This window comes from Mycolicibacterium doricum (assembly GCF_010728155.1).
Classification (GTDB): Bacteria; Actinomycetota; Actinomycetes; order Mycobacteriales; family Mycobacteriaceae; genus Mycobacterium; species Mycobacterium doricum.
This window is the reverse complement of the sequence record NZ_AP022605.1, coordinates 701,354-719,416: the sequence shown is the minus strand read 5'-3', so window position 1 is coordinate 719,416 and position 18,063 is coordinate 701,354. Positions and strand designations below refer to the sequence as shown.

16 protein-coding genes are annotated in these 18,063 nt (G+C 69.3%); 4 read left to right on the top strand and 12 right to left on the bottom strand.

From position 1 onward, the window contains the following. Window positions 1-33: 33 nt before the first annotated feature. From glmM to eccCa, 7 genes are all read right to left on the bottom strand, one after another. Window positions 34-1,371 (bottom strand): phosphoglucosamine mutase, encoded by a 1,338-nt coding sequence (gene glmM / locus G6N07_RS03645; protein ID WP_085192342.1) that lies wholly within the window; start codon window positions 1,369-1,371, stop codon window positions 34-36. 805 nt (window positions 1,372-2,176) lie between these two features. Then, window positions 2,177-2,644 (bottom strand): 30S ribosomal protein S9, encoded by a 468-nt coding sequence (rpsI, locus tag G6N07_RS03635; RefSeq protein ID WP_085192343.1) that lies wholly within the window; start codon window positions 2,642-2,644, stop codon window positions 2,177-2,179. Further along, window positions 2,641-3,084, bottom strand: a complete 444-nt coding sequence (gene rplM, locus G6N07_RS03630) for a 50S ribosomal protein L13 (protein ID WP_085192344.1) — start codon at window positions 3,082-3,084, stop codon at window positions 2,641-2,643. Before rplM ends, rpsI begins: the two co-directional genes overlap by 4 nt. A gap of 281 nt (window positions 3,085-3,365) precedes the next feature. Beyond that, a complete protein-coding gene (locus G6N07_RS03625; protein ID WP_085192345.1) occupies window positions 3,366-3,662 on the bottom strand; it encodes a WXG100 family type VII secretion target in 297 nt (98 codons plus the stop codon). A 20-nt stretch (window positions 3,663-3,682) separates the two neighbouring features. Then, on the bottom strand, window positions 3,683-4,006 hold the full coding sequence (locus tag G6N07_RS03620) for a WXG100 family type VII secretion target (RefSeq protein ID WP_085192346.1): 324 nt from the start codon (window positions 4,004-4,006) through the stop codon (window positions 3,683-3,685). Window positions 4,007-4,088: 82 nt separating this feature from the next. Next, window positions 4,089-5,246, bottom strand: coding sequence for a type VII secretion-associated protein (locus G6N07_RS03615; protein WP_235849909.1), 1,158 nt, complete (start codon window positions 5,244-5,246; stop codon window positions 4,089-4,091). Further along, the gene (gene eccCa / locus G6N07_RS03610; protein WP_085192455.1) at window positions 5,243-8,932 is read right to left on the bottom strand and encodes a type VII secretion protein EccCa; all 3,690 of its coding nucleotides are present in this window, start codon (window positions 8,930-8,932) and stop codon (window positions 5,243-5,245) included. The genes G6N07_RS03615 and eccCa overlap by 4 nt, the downstream gene beginning before the upstream one ends. Window positions 8,933-9,121: 189 nt before the next feature. Here eccCa and eccD point away from each other — a divergent pair, with 189 nt between their 5' ends. Beyond that, window positions 9,122-10,426, top strand: a complete 1,305-nt coding sequence (gene eccD / locus G6N07_RS03605; RefSeq protein WP_235849910.1) for a type VII secretion integral membrane protein EccD — start codon at window positions 9,122-9,124, stop codon at window positions 10,424-10,426. After that, on the top strand, window positions 10,423-11,754 hold the full coding sequence (gene mycP / locus G6N07_RS03600) for a type VII secretion-associated serine protease mycosin (RefSeq protein WP_085192348.1): 1,332 nt from the start codon (window positions 10,423-10,425) through the stop codon (window positions 11,752-11,754). The genes eccD and mycP overlap by 4 nt, the downstream gene beginning before the upstream one ends. Here mycP and eccB read toward each other — a convergent pair. Next, window positions 11,710-13,083, bottom strand: a complete 1,374-nt coding sequence (eccB, locus tag G6N07_RS03595) for a type VII secretion protein EccB (protein ID WP_085192349.1) — start codon at window positions 13,081-13,083, stop codon at window positions 11,710-11,712. The two genes, mycP and eccB, sit on opposite strands and share 45 nt — an antisense overlap. Window positions 13,084-13,413: 330 nt before the next feature. Between eccB and G6N07_RS03590 the strand changes: the two genes are divergently transcribed. Together G6N07_RS03590 and G6N07_RS03585 are read left to right on the top strand one after the other, a co-directional pair. After that, window positions 13,414-14,088, top strand: coding sequence for a cutinase family protein (locus G6N07_RS03590; protein ID WP_085192350.1), 675 nt, complete (start codon window positions 13,414-13,416; stop codon window positions 14,086-14,088). 5 nt (window positions 14,089-14,093) lie between these two features. Further along, window positions 14,094-14,807 (top strand): cutinase family protein, encoded by a 714-nt coding sequence (locus G6N07_RS03585; RefSeq protein WP_085192456.1) that lies wholly within the window; start codon window positions 14,094-14,096, stop codon window positions 14,805-14,807. 3 nt (window positions 14,808-14,810) lie between these two features. On the opposite strand, the gene truA is transcribed toward G6N07_RS03585, so the two are convergent. The 4 genes from truA to rpsD all read right to left on the bottom strand — a co-directional run bounded on the left by truA (window position 14,811) and on the right by rpsD (window position 18,050). Beyond that, window positions 14,811-15,683 carry a tRNA pseudouridine(38-40) synthase TruA gene (truA, locus tag G6N07_RS03580; protein WP_085192351.1) on the bottom strand — a complete coding sequence of 291 codons (873 nt, stop codon included), beginning with the start codon at window positions 15,681-15,683 and terminating at the stop codon, window positions 14,811-14,813. A gap of 4 nt (window positions 15,684-15,687) precedes the next feature. After that, window positions 15,688-16,233 (bottom strand): 50S ribosomal protein L17, encoded by a 546-nt coding sequence (gene rplQ, locus G6N07_RS03575; protein WP_085192352.1) that lies wholly within the window; start codon window positions 16,231-16,233, stop codon window positions 15,688-15,690. 72 nt (window positions 16,234-16,305) lie between these two features. Next, the gene (locus G6N07_RS03570; RefSeq protein WP_085192353.1) at window positions 16,306-17,370 is read right to left on the bottom strand and encodes a DNA-directed RNA polymerase subunit alpha; all 1,065 of its coding nucleotides are present in this window, start codon (window positions 17,368-17,370) and stop codon (window positions 16,306-16,308) included. Between the two features lie 74 nt (window positions 17,371-17,444). After that, window positions 17,445-18,050: a 30S ribosomal protein S4 gene (rpsD, locus tag G6N07_RS03565; RefSeq protein ID WP_085192354.1), complete on the bottom strand. Its 606-nt coding sequence runs from the start codon at window positions 18,048-18,050 to the stop codon at window positions 17,445-17,447. Window positions 18,051-18,063 lie beyond the last annotated feature (13 nt).

Here is an 18,063-nt window from a genome sequence, read left to right as displayed (position 1 = left end):
AAGACGCCGCGCGGTGCCCGGCGGTTCCACAGTTCAGCGCTGTTCGCTCACCGATTCGGCCACCCGCACAGCCAACTGCCGGGCCGTGTCCTCGTCGGCCGCCTCGACCATGACCCGGACCACCTGTTCGGTGCCCGAGGGACGCAGAAGGATTCGCCCGGTCTCCCCGAGCGCCGCCTCGGCCTCGGCGACCGCGGTCCGCACTGACGGCGCCTGCGCGACGGTCGCCTTGTCCGCGACCTCGACGTTGATCAGCACCTGCGGCATTGTCTGCATCGGTTCGGCCAGCCGCGCCAACGACCTGCGGGTCTGCGCCATCCGCGACATCAACCGCAGACCGGTCAGGATGCCGTCACCGGTGGTGCCCATCGAGGGCATGACGATGTGGCCGGACTGCTCGCCGCCGAGCGCATACGACCCGGCCCGCAGTTCCTCGAGCACATACCGGTCACCGACGCTGGTGGTGCGGACCTCGATACCTGCCTCCCGCATTGCCAGATGCAGTCCGAGGTTGCTCATCACCGTCGCGACCAGCGTGTCGGACGCGAGCTCACCGGACTCACGCATGGCCAGCGCCAGGATCACCATGATTGCGTCACCGTCGACCACACGCCCGTTGGCGTCGACGGCCAGGCAGCGGTCGGCGTCGCCGTCGTGGGCAAGACCCAGATCCGCGCCGTAGGACACGACCGCCGCCTGAAGGGCCCCCATGTGCGTCGACCCGCAGCCGTCGTTGATGTTGAGGCCGTCGGGATCGGCGTTGATGGTCAGCACGTTGGCTCCGGCGGCGCGGTAAGCCGGCGGCGCGGCCAACGATGCGGCGCCGTTTGCGCAGTCGACCACGACGGTCAGCGCATCGAGGCCGGTGGTGACAGCCTTGCCGACGTGGCGCAGGTAGCGGTCGAGGGCGTCAGGGGCGTCGACCACCCGGCCGATTCCCGCTCCGACCGGCCGCCCCCCCGGGCCCTGTTGGACGAGTTCAGCGATGCGGTCCTCGGTGGCGTCGTCGAGCTTGTGTCCGCCGGGACCGAAAATCTTGATGCCGTTGTCGGGCATCGGGTTGTGCGATGCGGAGATCATCACGCCAAAGTCGGCGTCGTAGGCACTGGTCAGATACGCCACCGCCGGGGTAGGCAGCACCCCGACGCGCAGGGCGTCGACGCCTTCACTGGTCAGGCCGGCGATCACCGCCGCCTCCAGCATCTCGCCGCTGGCCCGGGGGTCGCGCCCCACCACCGCCACTCGGCGCCGCGGTTGTCCCGTGGAGCTGAGCCGCCGCGCCGCCGCGGAGCCGAGCGCCAAGGCGAGCTCGGCGGTCAGGTCGCGGTTGGCGACCCCGCGCACGCCGTCGGTGCCGAACAGTCGAGCCATTGGACAAACTTCTCACACATGGCGGCCGTGGAGCCAACTGCCGCGCAGACGACACACCGAGCAGGCGAACCGATTATCCGGTCGGGACGGAATCGGCCGGAGCGTTCGACTCGCCTCATCGGGCGCCTCGGCACCGGACGCCTCGATAGCCGCACGCCGTTCTTGATGGCCAGCGCGCCACCAGGCAGGTTCTCGCACACCGTCTGGTCGGTGCCCTCGCTGCGGACCCGCTCGACCAGAGCGGTCACGTCGGAGGTCGGCGGGCCACAGATCGCACCGGCGACGGTGGCGGCCATCTCGACGTCGACGTCCCCGAGGATCGCGGTGTTGCCGACGGCGACGGTGACGACGCTCTCAGGGACTCAGCCGGCTGAGCGTTGGCCAGCCCGAGCCCGGCGGTGAACAGGAGGCCACCCACGGTGTCCCGGCGGCGGTGTTGTTCAGGATGCTGTTCACGGTACTGCTACTTCTCAGTCACGAAGCCACGGCCCGGTTGGGTGCGAGTGACTGACTCGCCCCCGGGGGCAGAAGGTCCGCCGACGCCGTTGGACAGCGCCCGTGCTTCGACTCGAGGTTCTCCGATCTTGGCCCGGGAGTTCGAACCCACCCAGCGGATATTCGCGATTGAGCGCCGCGGTCCAACTAACTCGCACATCGAATGCCGCGCGCGTTCTCGCGTCGCAAATTGCGCGATACCGGATGGCGCCTGCCACGGTGACCATTTACTGAACCAGCGCTGTGTGACGTCACACATTGCGAATCGCCGGGCACATCCGAAGATGTGCCCGGCGATTCGGCGGAACGATCAGCGCTTGCTGTACTGAGGCGCCTTGCGCGCCTTCTTGAGGCCGTACTTCTTGCGCTCGATGGCACGCGGGTCGCGGGTGAGGAAACCCGCCTTCTTCAGCGCGGGGCGATCCTCGGGCTGCACGATGATCAGCGCGCGGGCGATGGCGAGACGCAGGGCGCCCGCCTGGCCGGACGGGCCCCCGCCGTCGAGGTGGGCGTAGACGTCGAAGCTGTCCACCCGGTCGACGGTCACCAGCGGTGCCTTGATCAGCTGCTGGTGCACCTTGTTGGGGAAGTACGCCTCCAACGTGCGGCCGTCCAGGTCGAACTTGCCGGTGCCCGGCACGAGGCGCACCCGCACCACGGCCTCCTTGCGGCGGCCGACGGTCTGGATCGGGCGGTCGATGTACACCGGCTCGCGGGGCGCCACGTCCGCGGCAACATCTTCGGTCGTCGGCTCGACGGTCTCGAATGCCTCTGTCATTGCGCCACCTGCTTGATCTCGAAAGGAATCGGCTGCTGCGCAGCGTGCGGGTGGTTGGATCCCGCGTACACCTTCAGCTTCTTCTGCATCTGCCGGCTGAGCTTGTTGTGCGGCAGCATCCCGACGATCGCGTTCTCCACGACGCGCGTCGGGTGCTTCAGCAGCAGCTCACCGATGGTGCGCCGGCGAAGGCCGCCGGGGTAACCCGAGTGGCGGTAGGCGTACTTGTTGTTGAGCTTGTCGCCGCTGACGGCGATCTTCTCGGCGTTGATGACGATGACGAAATCGCCACCGTCGACATTGGGCGTGAATGTCGGCTTGTGCTTGCCGCGCAGCAGTTTGGCTGCTTCGACGGCGAGCCGGCCGAGCACCACGTCGGTGGCGTCGATGACGTACCACGAACGTGTGGTGTCACCCGCCTTCGGCGTGTACGTAGGCACAGTGCTTACCCTTCTCATCTCGGGTTTTACCCCGCTCGGACCCCGGAGACCCGGGTGACGGTCTGGCGTGACGGAAGGTGTATCCCGGCGACCGACGTTGACCCGGGACCCGCGTTGCCGTGACGGCACCGCACGCCAACGAGGCAGCTTACCTGTGCGCGTCGTCGCAGGTCAAAACGCGGTTAGACGCGGTTGGCACAGGGTTAGACGCCGTGGGCACAGAACTGTGCGGTCCCGCGGGGCTCCCCTCCCGTTGGGACCGCACAGGGTCTGTGTGTGGGTCACCACCCCCACGCGTTGGCCGCGCTGCGGTCGGTCGCCGCGACGTCGTCGGCGCCGTCGCGCACCGCGCCGCCCAGGCTGAACAGGATCTCGTTCAGCGCAGCGGCCGCCTGGTCCCAGCGCAGCTGCTCGGCGCGGTAGGCCTCGGCCGCGTGCCGCGTCCAGACCTGCTGCAAGGGCGCGATCTGCGCGCGCAGTTCGTCCAGGACGGCGTTGAGCCGACCGTGCGTGGCGTGGATCTCCTGGCGGACGGTGTACTCGATTTGGTCGAAGTCGTAGGACAGAACCTGATCCATGGTGTCTCCAATTCTCGCTGCTACAGGGCGGTGCCGATGACACCGATTTGGTGTGAGTGTCCGTCGGAGGCAGCGAGCAGCGTCTGCTGGTTGCTCCGGATGGTTTCGGCGATGCGCTGCAGGGCGGTGTGCAGCTTCACCGACTCGCCGTCCCATCGGTCCACCACCTCGCGGAACCGGACGGCGGCCACCCCGCCCCACACCGACGGCGGCACGCTGGTCATCCGTCCGATGAACGACTGCAACATCGCCCGGATCTCTTCGTTGCGGGCGTCGATCGTGCCGGCAACGGAGCCCATGAGCTCGAAGTCGGTGTTGAGTGCGCCGCCGGTGGGTGTCGTCATCGAGGGGCTTCCCTTCTGCTGTGGTCGGATATGACTTAGGACGGGGCAGGCGTCCATCCGGTTCCGTTGTCGGACAGGTTTGTCAGAACACCGCATGAGCGGAGTGCACCGCGGCGTCACAAACCGACCGAAGGGTGTCCGCACGCTGCGGGGGGCTCTGACAACCGATACCTATCCGCAGCGCGTCGTCGACCAGCACCGCCCAGTCCGTCTGGTGGCTCGCGCGATGCTCCCGATACGTGACGACCGCCCGGTCACCTCGTTGGTCGGCGGCGATGAAATCGGTGAACACCCCTGCGGGCTCCGCCTCGAGTGCGTCGCGCAGTGTGCCCGCCACCTGTTCGAGCGTTTGAGCGTGCGGCAGTGGTGACTGCGTGACATGCAGGGCGACCGCGGCATCCACCGGTGAGGTGATCTGCATTCGGGCGGATCCGCGGCCGTCGGTGATGCGCCGAACGGTCCACCCCACCGGTACGACGACCGCGGCGCGGCCCTCCACCAGCAGGGTGCTCGTTTCCTCGGCTGCCAGTGGCGGTGTCGCGTCGTACCTGATCGCCACCGCGCCGACGGAGGCGACGGCCAGCAGCCCGCCGACCAGTACCGGTATGGCCCTCCGGCCTGACCGTTCGGATGACGGAGCGGCGGTCGCCGGCTCGGGTGACGGAGCGGCGGTCGCCGGCTCGGATGACGGGAGCCGCACCGGATGGGCACCCGTCATTGCGACGGTGATACCGCGCCCGCGCAGGGCCGCCGCGATCGCCGTCACCAGCGCCGTTGCGCCGACACCCGGTGGCACGTCGACGACAGCTGCCCTCGCATAGCCGATTTGGTGTACCACTGCCGCGCTCACCGCCTCGTCCGATGTGCGGGTGATGGTGCAGACACCCGCCGATATGACGGCCACCTGCTGTGCGGCGATCTCCACGATCGCCTCGCATCCGTCACCGAGTACCTCGGACCGAGCGACGGCGACCGCAGCGCCACAGATGTCGCCCGCCGCGTCGAGCACCGCCTTCACCCGGCGCCTGCTCCACCAAGTCGGATGGACCACGGTGAGCCCGTCGGCACCGGAGCCGGCCGCCGACCGCAGGAGGGCCGCCATCACCGCGCGGACGGAGACCGGACGGTCGTCCACCAGCATCAGGGTGTCGTCGATCGATTCGATTGCCGCACGGGCCAGGTCGTCGTCGACCGGATCAGCGCCACGCACCGTGGCCGGCCCCACCTCGACGGCGGTCACGGCAGATCCGTCCACGCCACCTGGATCAGCTGATCGATGGCACCACGGGTGATCAAGGTAGCCCGCCCGGGGGGCAGCACGCTGGGGCGCACCGAACCCAGGAGCACACCCTCTTCGGGCGCGGCGCTCATCATCAAACCCATCGCCCCGAGATCCCGCATCCGTCCCAGCAGTGGGTCGAACATCGCCCGGGCCGCACCGCCCGAGCGGCGCGCCACGATCATGTGCAATCCGACGTCACGCGCGTGCGGCAGGTAAGCCAGCAGCGGTGTCAGCGCGGTGCCACCGGCCACCAGGTCGTAATCGTCGACGACGACGTAGATCTCCGGACCCGACCACCAGGATCGGTCGCGAAGTTGACGTTGGGTCACGTCAGTGCCCGGCATCCGAGCCGCGAGATGCTCGACCACGGCGGTTACCGCGTCGGTCAGGCCGGCCTCCGTCATCACGTAGCGAACGAGGTGATCGGATTCGACCACCCCGAGCAGGGTGCGGCGGAAGTCGACGACGAGCAGCTGTACCGCCTCGGGCAAGTTGCCCGCGGTCAGCCCGGTGCACACCGCGCGCAGTGCGGCGGTCTTACCGCACCCGACGTCGCCGAGCACGATGAGATGCGGCTGCGCCTCGAAATCCATTGTCGCAGCCGCTGCGCCATTCTCGGCGGCACCGATGACCACCCGGGTGGGCGACTCTGCAGCAGCGAGGTCATGTCGGTGGACGAGCGGCGGCAGCTGGGTGATCGGTGGCGCGCCGCGGTGGTCATAGCGGGCCTTCAGCGTGTCCGCGGCGGCGGTGAGGGCCGCGGCGAGCCCGTCGTCGGTCGGACGACCGTCGAGGCGGGGAACCGCGATCACCGTCTCGCGTCCTTCGCGGGTGAGTCCCCGGCCCGACGCGCTCTGGGTGAGTTGCCGCGCCCGTTTGCGGTCCATCTCCGACTCCGCCGGATCGCCCAGCCGCAGTTCGATCCTGGTGCCCAGCTGATCCTTGAGCGCGGGGCGCAGGTCGGCCCACCGTGAAGCCGCCAGGACCACATGCAGACCGTAGGACAAGCCCTGCACGGCCAATGCGGTGATCGACGGCTCGAGCTGCTCGAAGTCCCGCCGCAGCGCCGACCATCCGTCGACGACGAGGAACACCTCGCCATACGGGTCACCCTCGGTGACCGGATCACCCGCACCGCGGCGACGTCGATACTCGGTGATCGACTCGATTCCGCCGCGCCGGAAGCGCGACTCCCTGGTACGGACCAGCGACTCGCATTCCGCGACGATCCGCCTGATCAGCTCGGGGTCCTGCCGACCGGCCACGGCTCCCACATGCGGAAGCTCCGACATCACGGTAAGCGCGCCACCGCCCAGATCGAGGCCGTAGAACTGCACCTCGTGCGGATCGTTCGTGGCCGCCAGAGCCAGCATCAACGTGCGCAACGCCGTCGACTTGCCAGATCGTGGACCTCCGATGACGGCGACGTTGCCCGCCGCTCCGCCGAGCGCGACGGTGAACAGATCGCGGCGCTGTTCGAAGGGGCAGTCGACGAGACCGATCGGGACCGTCAGCGGTGCGGCCTGGTCGGTTGGGGCGCGCGACAGCACCGTGTCGAGGGACGGCGAACCGGACAGTGGCGGTAGCCACACGGGGTGTGCCGGCGTGCCGGACCCGGCCAGCCGATCCACCACCGTGTCGAGCACCGTCGGCGCCGAAGAGCCAAGCGGTTCGGGCGCAACGGAATACGCTGTGCGCGAAGGCATCGTGAACAGCCGCGGTCTCGGGTGCTCCCCCGATGATGCAGGCCCAGCGGTGACGGGGCCGGAGACGAACGCCGTGCGGAATCGGGTCATGTCCCCGGAGGCCGTCTTGAGATAGCCCACACCCGGTGTGTTGGGAAGTTCGTGGGCGTCGCCCACACCGAGGACGGCGCGAGATTCGCCGGCCGAGAACGTCTTCAAACAGATCCGGTACGACAGGTGGGTGTCCAACCCGCGGAGCCGGCCCTCGTCGAGCCGTTGACTCGCCAGCAGCAGATGCATTCCCAGCGACCGTCCGACGCGCCCGATGGCCAGGAACAGTTCCGCGAAATCCGGTTGCTGGGCGAGCAGTTCGGAAAATTCGTCGACCACGATCAGCAGCACGGGCAGTGCCACAAGTTCGGGTCGGGACGCATGCGCCTGCCGGTAGTCGGCGATGTTGGCGACATTGCCCGCGGTCCGCAGCAACTGCTGGCGACGGTGCATCTCACCGGCCAGAGCGTCCCGCATGCGAGCGACGAGATGGGACTCCTCGTCGAGGTTGGTGATGAGCGCCGAGACGTGTGCGGCCCGCTCAAGACCGAGAAACGTGGCACCGCCCTTGAAGTCGACGAGGATCAGGTTGAGCGCGTCCGGCGGATGAGAGGCGATCAGACCGAGGGTCAGCGTGCGCAACAACTCCGACTTGCCAGACCCGGTAGCCCCGACACACAGCCCGTGGGGTCCCATACCGTGCTGAGCGGCTTCCTTGAGGTCCAGCTCCACCAGTGCGCCGTTGTCCGACAGCCCTATGGGTACCCGCAGGAACCGATCAGGAGCGTGCGAACCCCACGCCGTGGCGGGGTCCAACGCCGTCGGGTCGGTGATGCCGAGCAGATCCTGCCAACTCCCCGGTGCCGCGCGAACCGGCGTGTCGGTGACACACCGGGCCCTGCCGGCCAACTGCCTGGCGCAGGCGGTGGCCTGATCGACCGTGAGCCCGTCGGGGCAGCCCGGGCGTTCCTCACCGGTGCGGTCGGTGATCGTCAGTTCCACGCCTTCGGCGCACACCACCACGTCACTTCGCTCGGCCTCACCCAGACACAGCACGGTCATACCCGGCGCGCCGGCCCGGAGCTGTCCCCCGTCGACGATCTGCACAACATGTCCGCCGGAAGACCGGTAATGCGGTATCCACTTCAGCCACTCCCACTCGCCGGCGGCCGAGGCACCGGCTTCGGCACGCACGGAGACGTCCTCGGGACCGTGCAGGGTGACGAGTTGGCAGACCGCCGCCCTGACGAGATCCCGCACCGCCGCAGCGTCGCCGGTGAAACAGATCAGCCCCGGCTCGGTGACCCTCACGGTGAGCGGTGAACCGTCGACCGTGGAGCGGTCCCTGACCAGCGCACGCACCGCTTCAGCGGTCACCGGGTCGACGTCGTCGCCGCGGCCGGCGTCCGGGGCGACGAGCCGCACGCCCATCGGTACCCGGCCCAGGCCTACTCGTACCCAACCGAATTCGCTGTGACTGACGCCCCGCTCCCACATGCGCGCGCTGCCGGCGATCGCCCACAGCGTATCGGGGTCCGGGTGCAGGCGATGGTCGTCGTCGTACTGCCGGCGCGCGGTACCGGCGGCGGCCCGGTCGACGCCGTCGAGGTAGCGCAGATACTCGCGTCGGTTGCGCTCTACCTCGGCGCCGCGCTGGGTACCGCGCGCGCCGAACACCAGCGTGCCGACCAACGACATCACCATCATGACGGGAAACAACCCGAACATCGGGCTCCTCGCCTGCCCGCCGCCCGAGCTGAAGTACAGCAGCACCATTCCGCCTGCGGCGACGAGCATCGCGAACGGCATCAGCCGGGCCAACGGGTGGCCGCCGGTCGGCCGCGGTACCGGCGACGGCGCTTCGAGCACGAATTCACCTGTGGGGGGCAGGCGTTCGGTGGTGTCCATCAGTGTTTGGACGGTGCACGGCACCGAACGGTTCCCTGTCCACAGGCATCGAATTCCGTGCGTGGCGTTGTCGTCGCCCGCGGTTACGGTGACCAGGACTCGAGCGATGGGACTCGAGCGATGGGACTCGAGCGATGGAGACTCGAGCGATGGGACTCGAGCGATGGGACTCGAGCGATGGGAGTAGCCATGTCGGCCGACGTGCGTCACGTCTCTGTGCATGCCGACGACGACGTCGGAGCGGTGGATCTCGCGCTGCCCGCCCGGCTCCCGTTGGCGGCCCTGATCCCGGACATCGTCCGGCTGACGGGTGCCGACACCGGGACACCGGCACGCTGGCGGCTCGCCACTGTATGCGGCACCGTGCTCGACGACTCGGTTCCGCTGCGCGAGCAGAACGTCCGCGATGGCGACGTGTTGCTGCTGAGCGCAGCGCTGCCGCGGGCGCCGCGATTCGCCCGAACCGACGTCGTCACGGCGGTGCTGGCAGCGGCGCCGCCGCCGGCTGACACGCCGGTGCTCCGGATGATCGTGGGACTGGTCGTTGCGTCGGCGGGGGTTGTCGCCGGCGCCGCCGGGTACGGATCGGCTTCGCTGATCACCGCAGGTGTGCTGCTGTGCGTGGTCGCCGGAGCAGCGGTGACCGCGTCACGGACGGGTCGCGAGGCCTTGGTGTGCGGCCCGCTCGGATGCCTCACCGTGCTGATGGCCGCGCTGTGCGGGGCGCTGATGGTGCCCGGGCCGCTCGATGTGCCGCACGCTCTGCTGGGCGCCGCTGCGGCGGCGGCTGTTTCGATCGCCCTCCTTCGCTTCCGGGTCGGGTCACCGGTCCTGTCGACCGCGTCGGCGTGTGCGGGTCTGCTGTGCACCGTGGCGATGTCGGGTGCGGTGCTGTGGCCAGTGCCACGGCATTCGGTCGGCGTGGCGCTGGCACTGCTGGCCCTCGGATCGTTGAGCCTGGCCCCACGTCTGTCGGTGATGTTATCCGGGCTGGCTCCCGCGCCGTCGCTGACCGAAGAATCGGTCACCGACGTGGACCGCCGCGCAGCCGCCGGTCACCGGCTCCTCGTCGGGCTGGTGATCGGCAGCACGGCGGCGGCCGGTGCCGGCGTCACAGTGGTGGCGATCGGATGCCTGCATGGTTCGGGGCACTGGCTTTCCGGTGCCGCGTTCTGCGCCGTCATCGGGGCGGCGTTGCTGCTGCGGTCACGCTGCTACGCGGCGGGGCGGTGCCGGTGGGCGCTGACGCTGTCCGGATTATTCTCGGTCACAGTGGCATTCGCCGTTGTTGCCGTACAGTACGGCCATTGGGCCGCGGTCGTGGCGGTCTGCGCCGGAGTCGTCGTGATCGTGCGCGAGAGCCCGGACGAACAGTCACCGGTTGCTTCCCGATCGGTGGAGGTGCTCGAGTACTTCGTGCTGGCCGCGGTGACGCCGGTTGCCTGCACGGCGCTTGACGTGTTCTCCCTCGTTCGCTCCTCGAGCCTGATATGACCGGTCGACTCACCGCGGCCGCCCTCGCGGGACTGATCGTGGCAGCGGTCCCGTTGGCCACCGCACCGGCGGCGACGGCCGTGGCCCCGCCCGCGGTCGACGAGTCCTTCCTGCCGGCCGCCGCACCACCGGCACCGCCACAGCGCACCGAACAGCGCTCGGAATGCTCTGACGCCCATCACGACGAGGACCCGCCCGATGACCCGCAGTTGGGCATGCTAAGACTGCCGAAGGTGTGGCCGCTGACCCGGGGTGCGGGGCAGACGGTCGCCGTCATCGACACCGGTGTCGCCCGGCACCGACTGCTTCCTCGGCTTATGCCCGGCGGTGACTACGTGTCGACCGGCGACGGAACCGACGACTGCGACGGCCACGGCACGCTCGTCGCCGGGATCATCGCAGCGGCAGGCGAATTCACCGGTGTGGCACCGGACGTCGCCCTGCTGGGCATCCGCCAGTCGAGCAACAAGTTTGGGCCGGCCGACGAACCGGGCACCTCGGGATACGGCGACGTGCAGACATTGGCGAAGGCAGTGCGCACCGCGGCGGATCTCGGCGCCACGGTGATCAACGTGTCGTCGGTGGCCTGCTTGGCCGTGGCCGATGCCCTCGACGACCGTGCGCTGGGGGCCGCTCTCGCCTATGCCGTAGACGTGCGTAATACGGTCGTCGTCACCGCGGCGGGCAACGTCGGCGGGCCGGGTCAGTGCCCCGCGCAGAACCCGATGCAGCACCCCGACTGGGACAGAGTCGAATCCGTCGCCAGCCCGGCCTGGTACGACGATCTGGTGCTCACCGTCGGATCGGTGAGCACCGACGGCACGCCGTCACGGTTCAGCCTCGCGGGCCCGTGGGTCGATGTCGCCGCACCTGGTGAGCACGTGATATCGCTGGATCCCGACGGCGACGGAGTTGTCGGCGCCCTGCCGACCACCGAGGGCGACACCTCGATCGCCGGAACCAGTTACGCCGCGCCGGTGGTCTCGGGGATCGCCGCGCTGGTGCGCTCACGGTGGCCGCACCTGAGCGCACGCCAGGTGATGCAGCGCATCGAGGACACCGCGCACCGGCCCCCGGCGGGGTGGAATCCCGTCGTGGGTCATGGTGTCGTCGACGTCGCGGCCGCCGTCAGCGGCGGGGTACTCGCCGCCGACACGGCCGAAGCGCCCTCGCGCACGCTGAGCGCACCGGCCGACGTCCCGCGCGACCACCGGCCGCAGCGGATCGCCATGGCCGGAGCGGGCCTGTGCGTCGCGATCACCGCCCTGATCGCGCTGAGCTCCTCATCGCACCGGCGCGGCCGGCCCGACCGCGTCGCGCGTCACTGACGCTGCCGCACGACTCAATTCGGGTCCACGGGGTAACCGTGCCAGCACCGGCCACGGGGCTGGCACGGGCGACGACGTGACGCCCAGAGCGCGGGCGGTGTCGTCATCGGACACTCCGAACAGCACACCGAGGTCCGTCATCAGGTAGCGCGGTTGCGCCTCACCCCCACCGCCGGTGACGCTCACCGGACGGGCTAACACGCTGCGGCCGGGCGGGAAGGACACCGAGTCCACGTTCGGGCCCACGCCGTCTGCCTGTGCCAGCTCCACCACCGCACCGTCAGGGGCACCGTCGACGAGTGTGGTCTGCACGTCCGCACCGTCCATCGCCCAGTGCGCGCATAGCACGGAGACTTCGGTGATCACCACCCGATCGGGGTGTGCGTCAGTCGGCAGCGTGTCGACGACGCCGGCCGCCGCGACCGCATCCGGCGCTACGGTGGGGATGTCTGCGCCGCGCTGCCTGACGCTGAACCGGATCAGGTCGGCGGTCACCTCGCCGATGCGCTGCACGCCGTCGGCCAGTACAACGTAGTACTCCGCGGTGTCGGCACGGGCCAGCCGGACGACCGCGCCCACCGGGTGCCCGGCCAGTGCCCCTCGCTCCCCGGCACGGGGGACAGCCAGCGAGGTGATCGGCGGATTCTCGGGTAGGGCGTCGAGCAGCGTGCGGGACACCGGACGTGGCGTCACGCCGTCGAGCCGCAGAGCCCGCACGACGGCGCTGTCCCGCAGGTCGACCGCTGCACGCCGGCCGGCGTGCAGCAGATAGGTGACCGCCGGGCCTTCCGAGCGCGCCCTGACCAGCAGCGCACGGTCGCCCTCCAACGGGGCCGGCGGTGGAGGTCCGAACACAACCGACGTCGACGTGGCACCGTCGCACACTGTCCAGCCCGCGTCCTGCGCCGGCGCCGCCAACCCGACCGCCCCCGGCGCGCCGGGGATGCCGACCTGCGGTCCGCGCCGCGCCTCGGCCAGGGTGCGGGCGCTGACCGTCCGCGGCTCTGCGGGGCTCCCGACGATCAGGCGGGCCGAGGCGAGGTTGGGCACCGGATGCAGCGTGTCGTCGACCCGGACGTAGAGAGCGCCGGATTGCGCGTCCATCACGATCGGAGCGTCTCCGAGCCCGGCCTGCGGGCGCAACACCGCCAGGATCGCGCAGCCGGCCAACGCGATGGCCGCGAGCACCGCACCCGCGACGAGCGCCATCGATTGGCCGCGCAGCGGATCGTCGAGCATCCGGACGTCTGCGCGAACCAGTGCGTGCTCCATGCGCCGCGTCAGGAACCGGTATCCGCTGACGTGCAGCCCGGTGGTCGGTCCACCCATATCCACCCCCGAGGGGAGCGTAACCGCGCTCCGAACACCACTATTGCGCCAATTTCCCGGGCGTCGGTGCCCGTTCCCGGCTTCCCGAGAGGCGCAGTCGGTGACGTGCCGGCTGATCGCGACGTTCACCGCGACGCTCGGATTGGTGCCATTGACGACGCAGTGAGTGTCGCCGGGCCTGGCCCTCGCCCGTCGGGGAGACCGGCAGGACTCCCGGGAAGCCGGCAGCCGCAAACTGGTCCCCGAGGCGATGTGGGCGGAGAAGGACCGCGCCCGGGAGCGTGAAGAAGCGGGATCTGTTGGCTATAGCTAGCCGGTCTATGTGAGTATGTGCCGGTGATCTCGCTTCGCGCCGGTGCGCGCTTGGCCGCCACCGCACTCTCCGTCGTCACCGCCGGTGCCCTCGTCGCCGCGGGCCCCCCGCCGACCGCCGCCGCGCAAGGCTGCTCCGACGTCGAGCTGATCTTCGCGCGCGGTACCAGAGAACCCGTCGGTATCGGCCGGGTCGGCCAGGCACTCTCCGACGCGATGCGTCCCATGCTCGGAGAACGAACGCTGAGCACCTACGGCGTCGACTACCCGGCCACCTACGACTTCCTGACCACCGCCGCTGGCGCGGCCGACGCCACCGCACGCATCGCGTCGGTCTCGACACAGTGCCCCGGCACCCGGTTCGTCCTCGGCGGTTACTCGCAGGGCGCAGCGGTGATCGACATGCTCGCCGGGATCCCGCCCCTGGGCAACCGGATCGGTGACATCGGTTCGGCGCCGCCGCTGCCGAGCGATTACGTCAGCGACGTCGCGGCGGTGGCGGTGTTCGGCAACCCCGCCACCAAGTTCGGTAACCCCGTCAACGCTCAGGGCACTTTCGCCGGCCGCGGAATCGACCTGTGCAGTGACGGCGACCCGATCTGCTCGGACGGCCGTAACCCATTCGCCCACACCAACTACGAGTCGTCGCCGTTCATCGGTCAGGCGGCCGGTTTCGCAGCCGGGCTGGTTTGAGGATCGTGTCGGCTACCATCGACGGGGTGCATGATCATTCCGCGTCGCCCCGCTGGGTCCGCCGGTCCCTGACTCTGGCCACGTCCGTATTCGTTGCCGCCGGCCTACTCATCGCACCTTCGGCACTGTCCCGCACCGCCGCCGTCGCGTCCGCACAGTCGTGCCCGCAGGCGGAGTTGATCTTCGCGCGCGGCCGCACCGAGTCGCCCGGTGCCGGGGTGATCGGCAACGCGCTGATCAGCGCACTGCGAAGCAAGACCGACAAGGACATCGACCTCTACTCCGTGCAGTACCCGGCGGACACCGAGATCGACATCGGCGCGAACGACATGAGTTCGCGCATCCAAGACATGGCGGGGCGGTGCCCCGACACCCGGCTCGTGCTGGGCGGCTATTCGCTGGGCGCAGCCGTGACCGACGTCGTGCTGGCCGCGCCCATCGCGGCGTTCGGGTTCCAGAAGCCGCTGCCTCCGGGGATGGACCGCCACATCGCCGCGGTGGCGCTGTTCGGAAACGGGATCGCGTGGGTCGGTCCGATCAGCAACTTCAGCCCGCTCTACCGCGAACGCACGATCGAGCTGTGCCACGGGGCCGACCCGATCTGTAACCCGGCCGACCCCAACACCTGGGAGGGCAACTGGCCCGACCACGCGGCCAGGGCCTACATCAACGCCGGGATGGTCGACCAGGCTGCCGACTTCATCGCCGCCCGCATCTGACCGTCAGATGATGCGCAGGTCCCGGGTGACCAGTGTGCGTGCCGCCAGCTCGTCGTCCGGCGGATAGTCCACCCCCACCAAAGTGAGCCCCTGCGGCGGCGCGGCGGCGAATTCGCTCGACCGCTGCGTCGCGCCCAGCAGGCCGGCGCACCACCCGGGGTCGCGGCGGTGTTCCCCCACCGCGATCAGCGCGCCGACGAGCGAGCGCACCATCGACCAGCAGAAAGCGTCGGCGCTGACGTGCGCGCTAACCAGGTCGCCGGCACGCGTCCATTCCAGCCGCTGCAGGTGGCGGATCGTGGTGGCACCCTCCCGGTGCCGGCAGAACGCCGCGAAGTCGTGCAGGCCGACCAACGCCGAGCTGGCCGCGTTCATCGCCTCGACGTCGAGCGGCCGGGGCCACGGCGTCACGAAACGTGCCGATTGCGGCTCGACGCCGTAGGGCGCGGTGCCGAGCCGGTAGGTGTAGTGGCGCCGTAGCGCAGAGAAGCGTGCGTCGAACCCCGCGGGAGCCCGGGTGATGTTTCGAATCCGGACGTCGGCGGGCAGCAACCGCCCGAGCCGACGGACGAGCGGCAGGAACTCGGGTTCAGCAGGCCGCGTGGTACGCGGATAGGCATGGAAAAGCGCACCGTCGGGCACGTCGACGTGGGCGACCTGCCCGGTAGCATGCACGCCGGCGTCGGTGCGCCCAGCCGCCCGCACGACCACCGGCGTACGGAACACCGTCGTCAGCGCCTCGTCGATCAGCCCGGCCACCGTGCGCTGACCGGTCTGCGGCGCCCAGCCGGCGAAGTCGGTGCCGTCGTAGCTGACGTCGAGCCGGAGACGAACCAGCCCGCCACTCGGTGGAGTGGCGGGCTGGTTCGCGCTCATGTCACTAGGACTTGTCAGCGGCGTCGGAAGCCTCGGTGCCGGTCGACTCCTCGGCCGCCGACGAATTGTCGGTGTCGGGGCCTTCGGCGGCCTCCGGCTCGACCGACGCCTGCGGCGCCGCAGCGGCGGCCACCGGAGCGGTCTGCTTCGACGCACCCACGCGCCTGGCGCGATTGGCCTCCGACGTCACCGTCTTCTCCCGCACCAGCTCGATGACCGCCATCGGGGCGTTGTCACCCTTGCGCGGCTCGACCTTGACGATGCGGGTGTAGCCACCCTCACGGTCGGCGTAGAAAGGTCCGATCTCGGCGAACAGGGTGTGCACGACATCCTTGTCCCGGATCTTCTTCATCACCTCACGCCGGTTGTGCAGCGCACCTTTCTTGGCGTGGGTGATCAGCTTCTCCGCGTACGGCCGCAACGCGCGTGCCTTCGGCTCGGTCGTCTTGATGCGGCCGTGCTCGAACAGCGACGTGGCCAGGTTGGCCAGGAGCGCCTTCTGGTGCGACGACGACCCGCCGAGGCGAGGACCCTTGGTGGGTTTGGGCATGCGACTATCTCCTACGTGGGGCCGGCCCCCGTATCAGGTAGGACCGGGACGGATCTCTTCCGAGATATTGGGTTAGAGCTGTTCGGTTTCGGCGAAGTCCTGGTCGGCGTCAGCCTCATAGCCGGATTCGTAGCTGGCGTCGCTGTTCCAGGTGCCCGTGGCGGCGTCGTAGCCGGCCACCTCGGACGGATCGAACGTCGCCGGGCTGTCCTTGAGCGAGAGACCGAGCTGGTGCAGCTTGATCTTCACCTCGTCGATGGACTTCTGACCGAAGTTGCGGATGTCCAGCAGATCGGACTCCGTGCGGGCCACGAGCTCGCCCACCGTGTGCACACCCTCGCGCTTGAGGCAGTTGTACGAGCGCACGGTCAGGTCGAGGTCGTCGATCGGCAGTGCGAACGACGCGATGTGATCGGCCTCCGCCGGCGACGGCCCGATCTCGATCCCTTCGGCCTCCACGTTCAATTCACGTGCCAGCCCGAACAGCTCGACCAGCGTCTTGCCCGCCGAGGCGAGCGCGTCACGCGGGGTGATCGAGTTCTTCGTCTCGACGTCGAGGATCAGCTTGTCGAAGTCGGTGCGCTGCTCGACACGGGTGGCCTCGACCTTGTATGTCACCTTGAGCACCGGCGAGTAGATCGAGTCGACCGGGATGCGACCGATCTCGGCGCCGGACGCCTTGTTCTGCACGGCCGGCACGTAGCCGCGGCCGCGCTCGACGACCAGCTCCACCTCGAGCTTGCCCTTGTCGTTGAGCGTCGCGATGTGCATCTCGGGGTTGTGCACGGTCACACCGGCCGGCGGCACGATGTCGCCCGCGGTGACCTCACCGGGACCCTGCTTGCGCAGGTACATGGTGACCGGCTCGTCCTCATCGGAGGAAACGACGAGGCTCTTGAGGTTCAGGATGATGTCGGTGACGTCCTCCTTCACCCCGGGAACGGTGGTGAACTCGTGCAAAACACCGTCGATGCGGATGCTGGTGACCGCAGCGCCGGGGATCGACGACAGCAGCGTGCGCCGGAGCGAGTTGCCCAGCGTGTATCCGAACCCGGGCTCCAGCGGTTCGATGACGAACCGGGAGCGGTTGTCGGCAACCGTCTCTTCGGACAGTGTGGGGCGCTGAGAGATCAGCATGTGTTTTTCTCCTTCTTCACGACACCCGCTATTTGATGTCGCACAAACCCTGCCGCCATCCGGACGGCCGGGTGTTACTTCGAGTAGAGCTCCACGATCAGCTGCTCGGCCAGCGGCACGTCGATCTGTGCGCGCTCGGGCAGCTGGTGGACCAGGATGCGCTGGCGTTCGCCGACGACCTGCAGCCACGACGGGATCGGCCGGTCACCGGCGGTCTCGCGGGCGATCACGAACGGATCGGTGTTCAGCGACTTCTCTTTGACGTCGATGATGTCGTACTGCGAGACCCGGTAGCTGGGAATGTCCACCTTGACGCCGTTGACGGTGAAGTGTCCGTGGCTGACCAGCTGACGGGCCATCCGGCGGGTGCGGGCCAGGCCGGCGCGGTACACGACATTGTCCAGCCGGCTCTCCAGGATGCGCAGCAGGTTGTCGCCGGTCTTGCCGGGCTGGCGGTTCGCCTCGTCGTAGTAGCGGCGGAACTGCTTCTCGAGCACGCCGTAGGTGAAGCGGGCCTTCTGCTTCTCCTGCAGCTGGGTGCGGTACTCGCTCTCCTTGATCCGCGCACGACCGTGCTGGCCCGGCGGGTAGGGGCGCTTCTCGAAGGACTGATCACCACCGACGAGGTCGACGCCGAGACGGCGCGACTTGCGGGTGGCAGGTCCGGTATAACGAGCCATTTCTCAAATCCTC

Coding starts and splice junctions, on each gene's coding strand:
- glmM (WP_085192342.1), bottom strand. CDS start 1,371: ATGGCTCGACTGTTCGGCACCGACGGCGTGCGCGGGGTCGCCAACCGC.
- rpsI (WP_085192343.1), bottom strand. CDS start 2,644: ATGACAGAGGCATTCGAGACCGTCGAGCCGACGACCGAAGATGTTGCC.
- G6N07_RS03625 (WP_085192345.1), bottom strand. CDS start 3,662: ATGGATCAGGTTCTGTCCTACGACTTCGACCAAATCGAGTACACCGTC.
- G6N07_RS03620 (WP_085192346.1), bottom strand. CDS start 4,006: ATGACGACACCCACCGGCGGCGCACTCAACACCGACTTCGAGCTCATG.
- eccCa (WP_085192455.1), bottom strand. CDS start 8,932: ATGGACACCACCGAACGCCTGCCCCCCACAGGTGAATTCGTGCTCGAA.
- eccD (WP_235849910.1), top strand. CDS start 9,122: ATGTCGGCCGACGTGCGTCACGTCTCTGTGCATGCCGACGACGACGTC.
- mycP (WP_085192348.1), top strand. CDS start 10,423: ATGACCGGTCGACTCACCGCGGCCGCCCTCGCGGGACTGATCGTGGCA.
- eccB (WP_085192349.1), bottom strand. CDS start 13,083: ATGGGTGGACCGACCACCGGGCTGCACGTCAGCGGATACCGGTTCCTG.
- truA (WP_085192351.1), bottom strand. CDS start 15,683: ATGAGCGCGAACCAGCCCGCCACTCCACCGAGTGGCGGGCTGGTTCGT.
- rplQ (WP_085192352.1), bottom strand. CDS start 16,233: ATGCCCAAACCCACCAAGGGTCCTCGCCTCGGCGGGTCGTCGTCGCAC.
- G6N07_RS03570 (WP_085192353.1), bottom strand. CDS start 17,370: ATGCTGATCTCTCAGCGCCCCACACTGTCCGAAGAGACGGTTGCCGAC.
- rpsD (WP_085192354.1), bottom strand. CDS start 18,050: ATGGCTCGTTATACCGGACCTGCCACCCGCAAGTCGCGCCGTCTCGGC.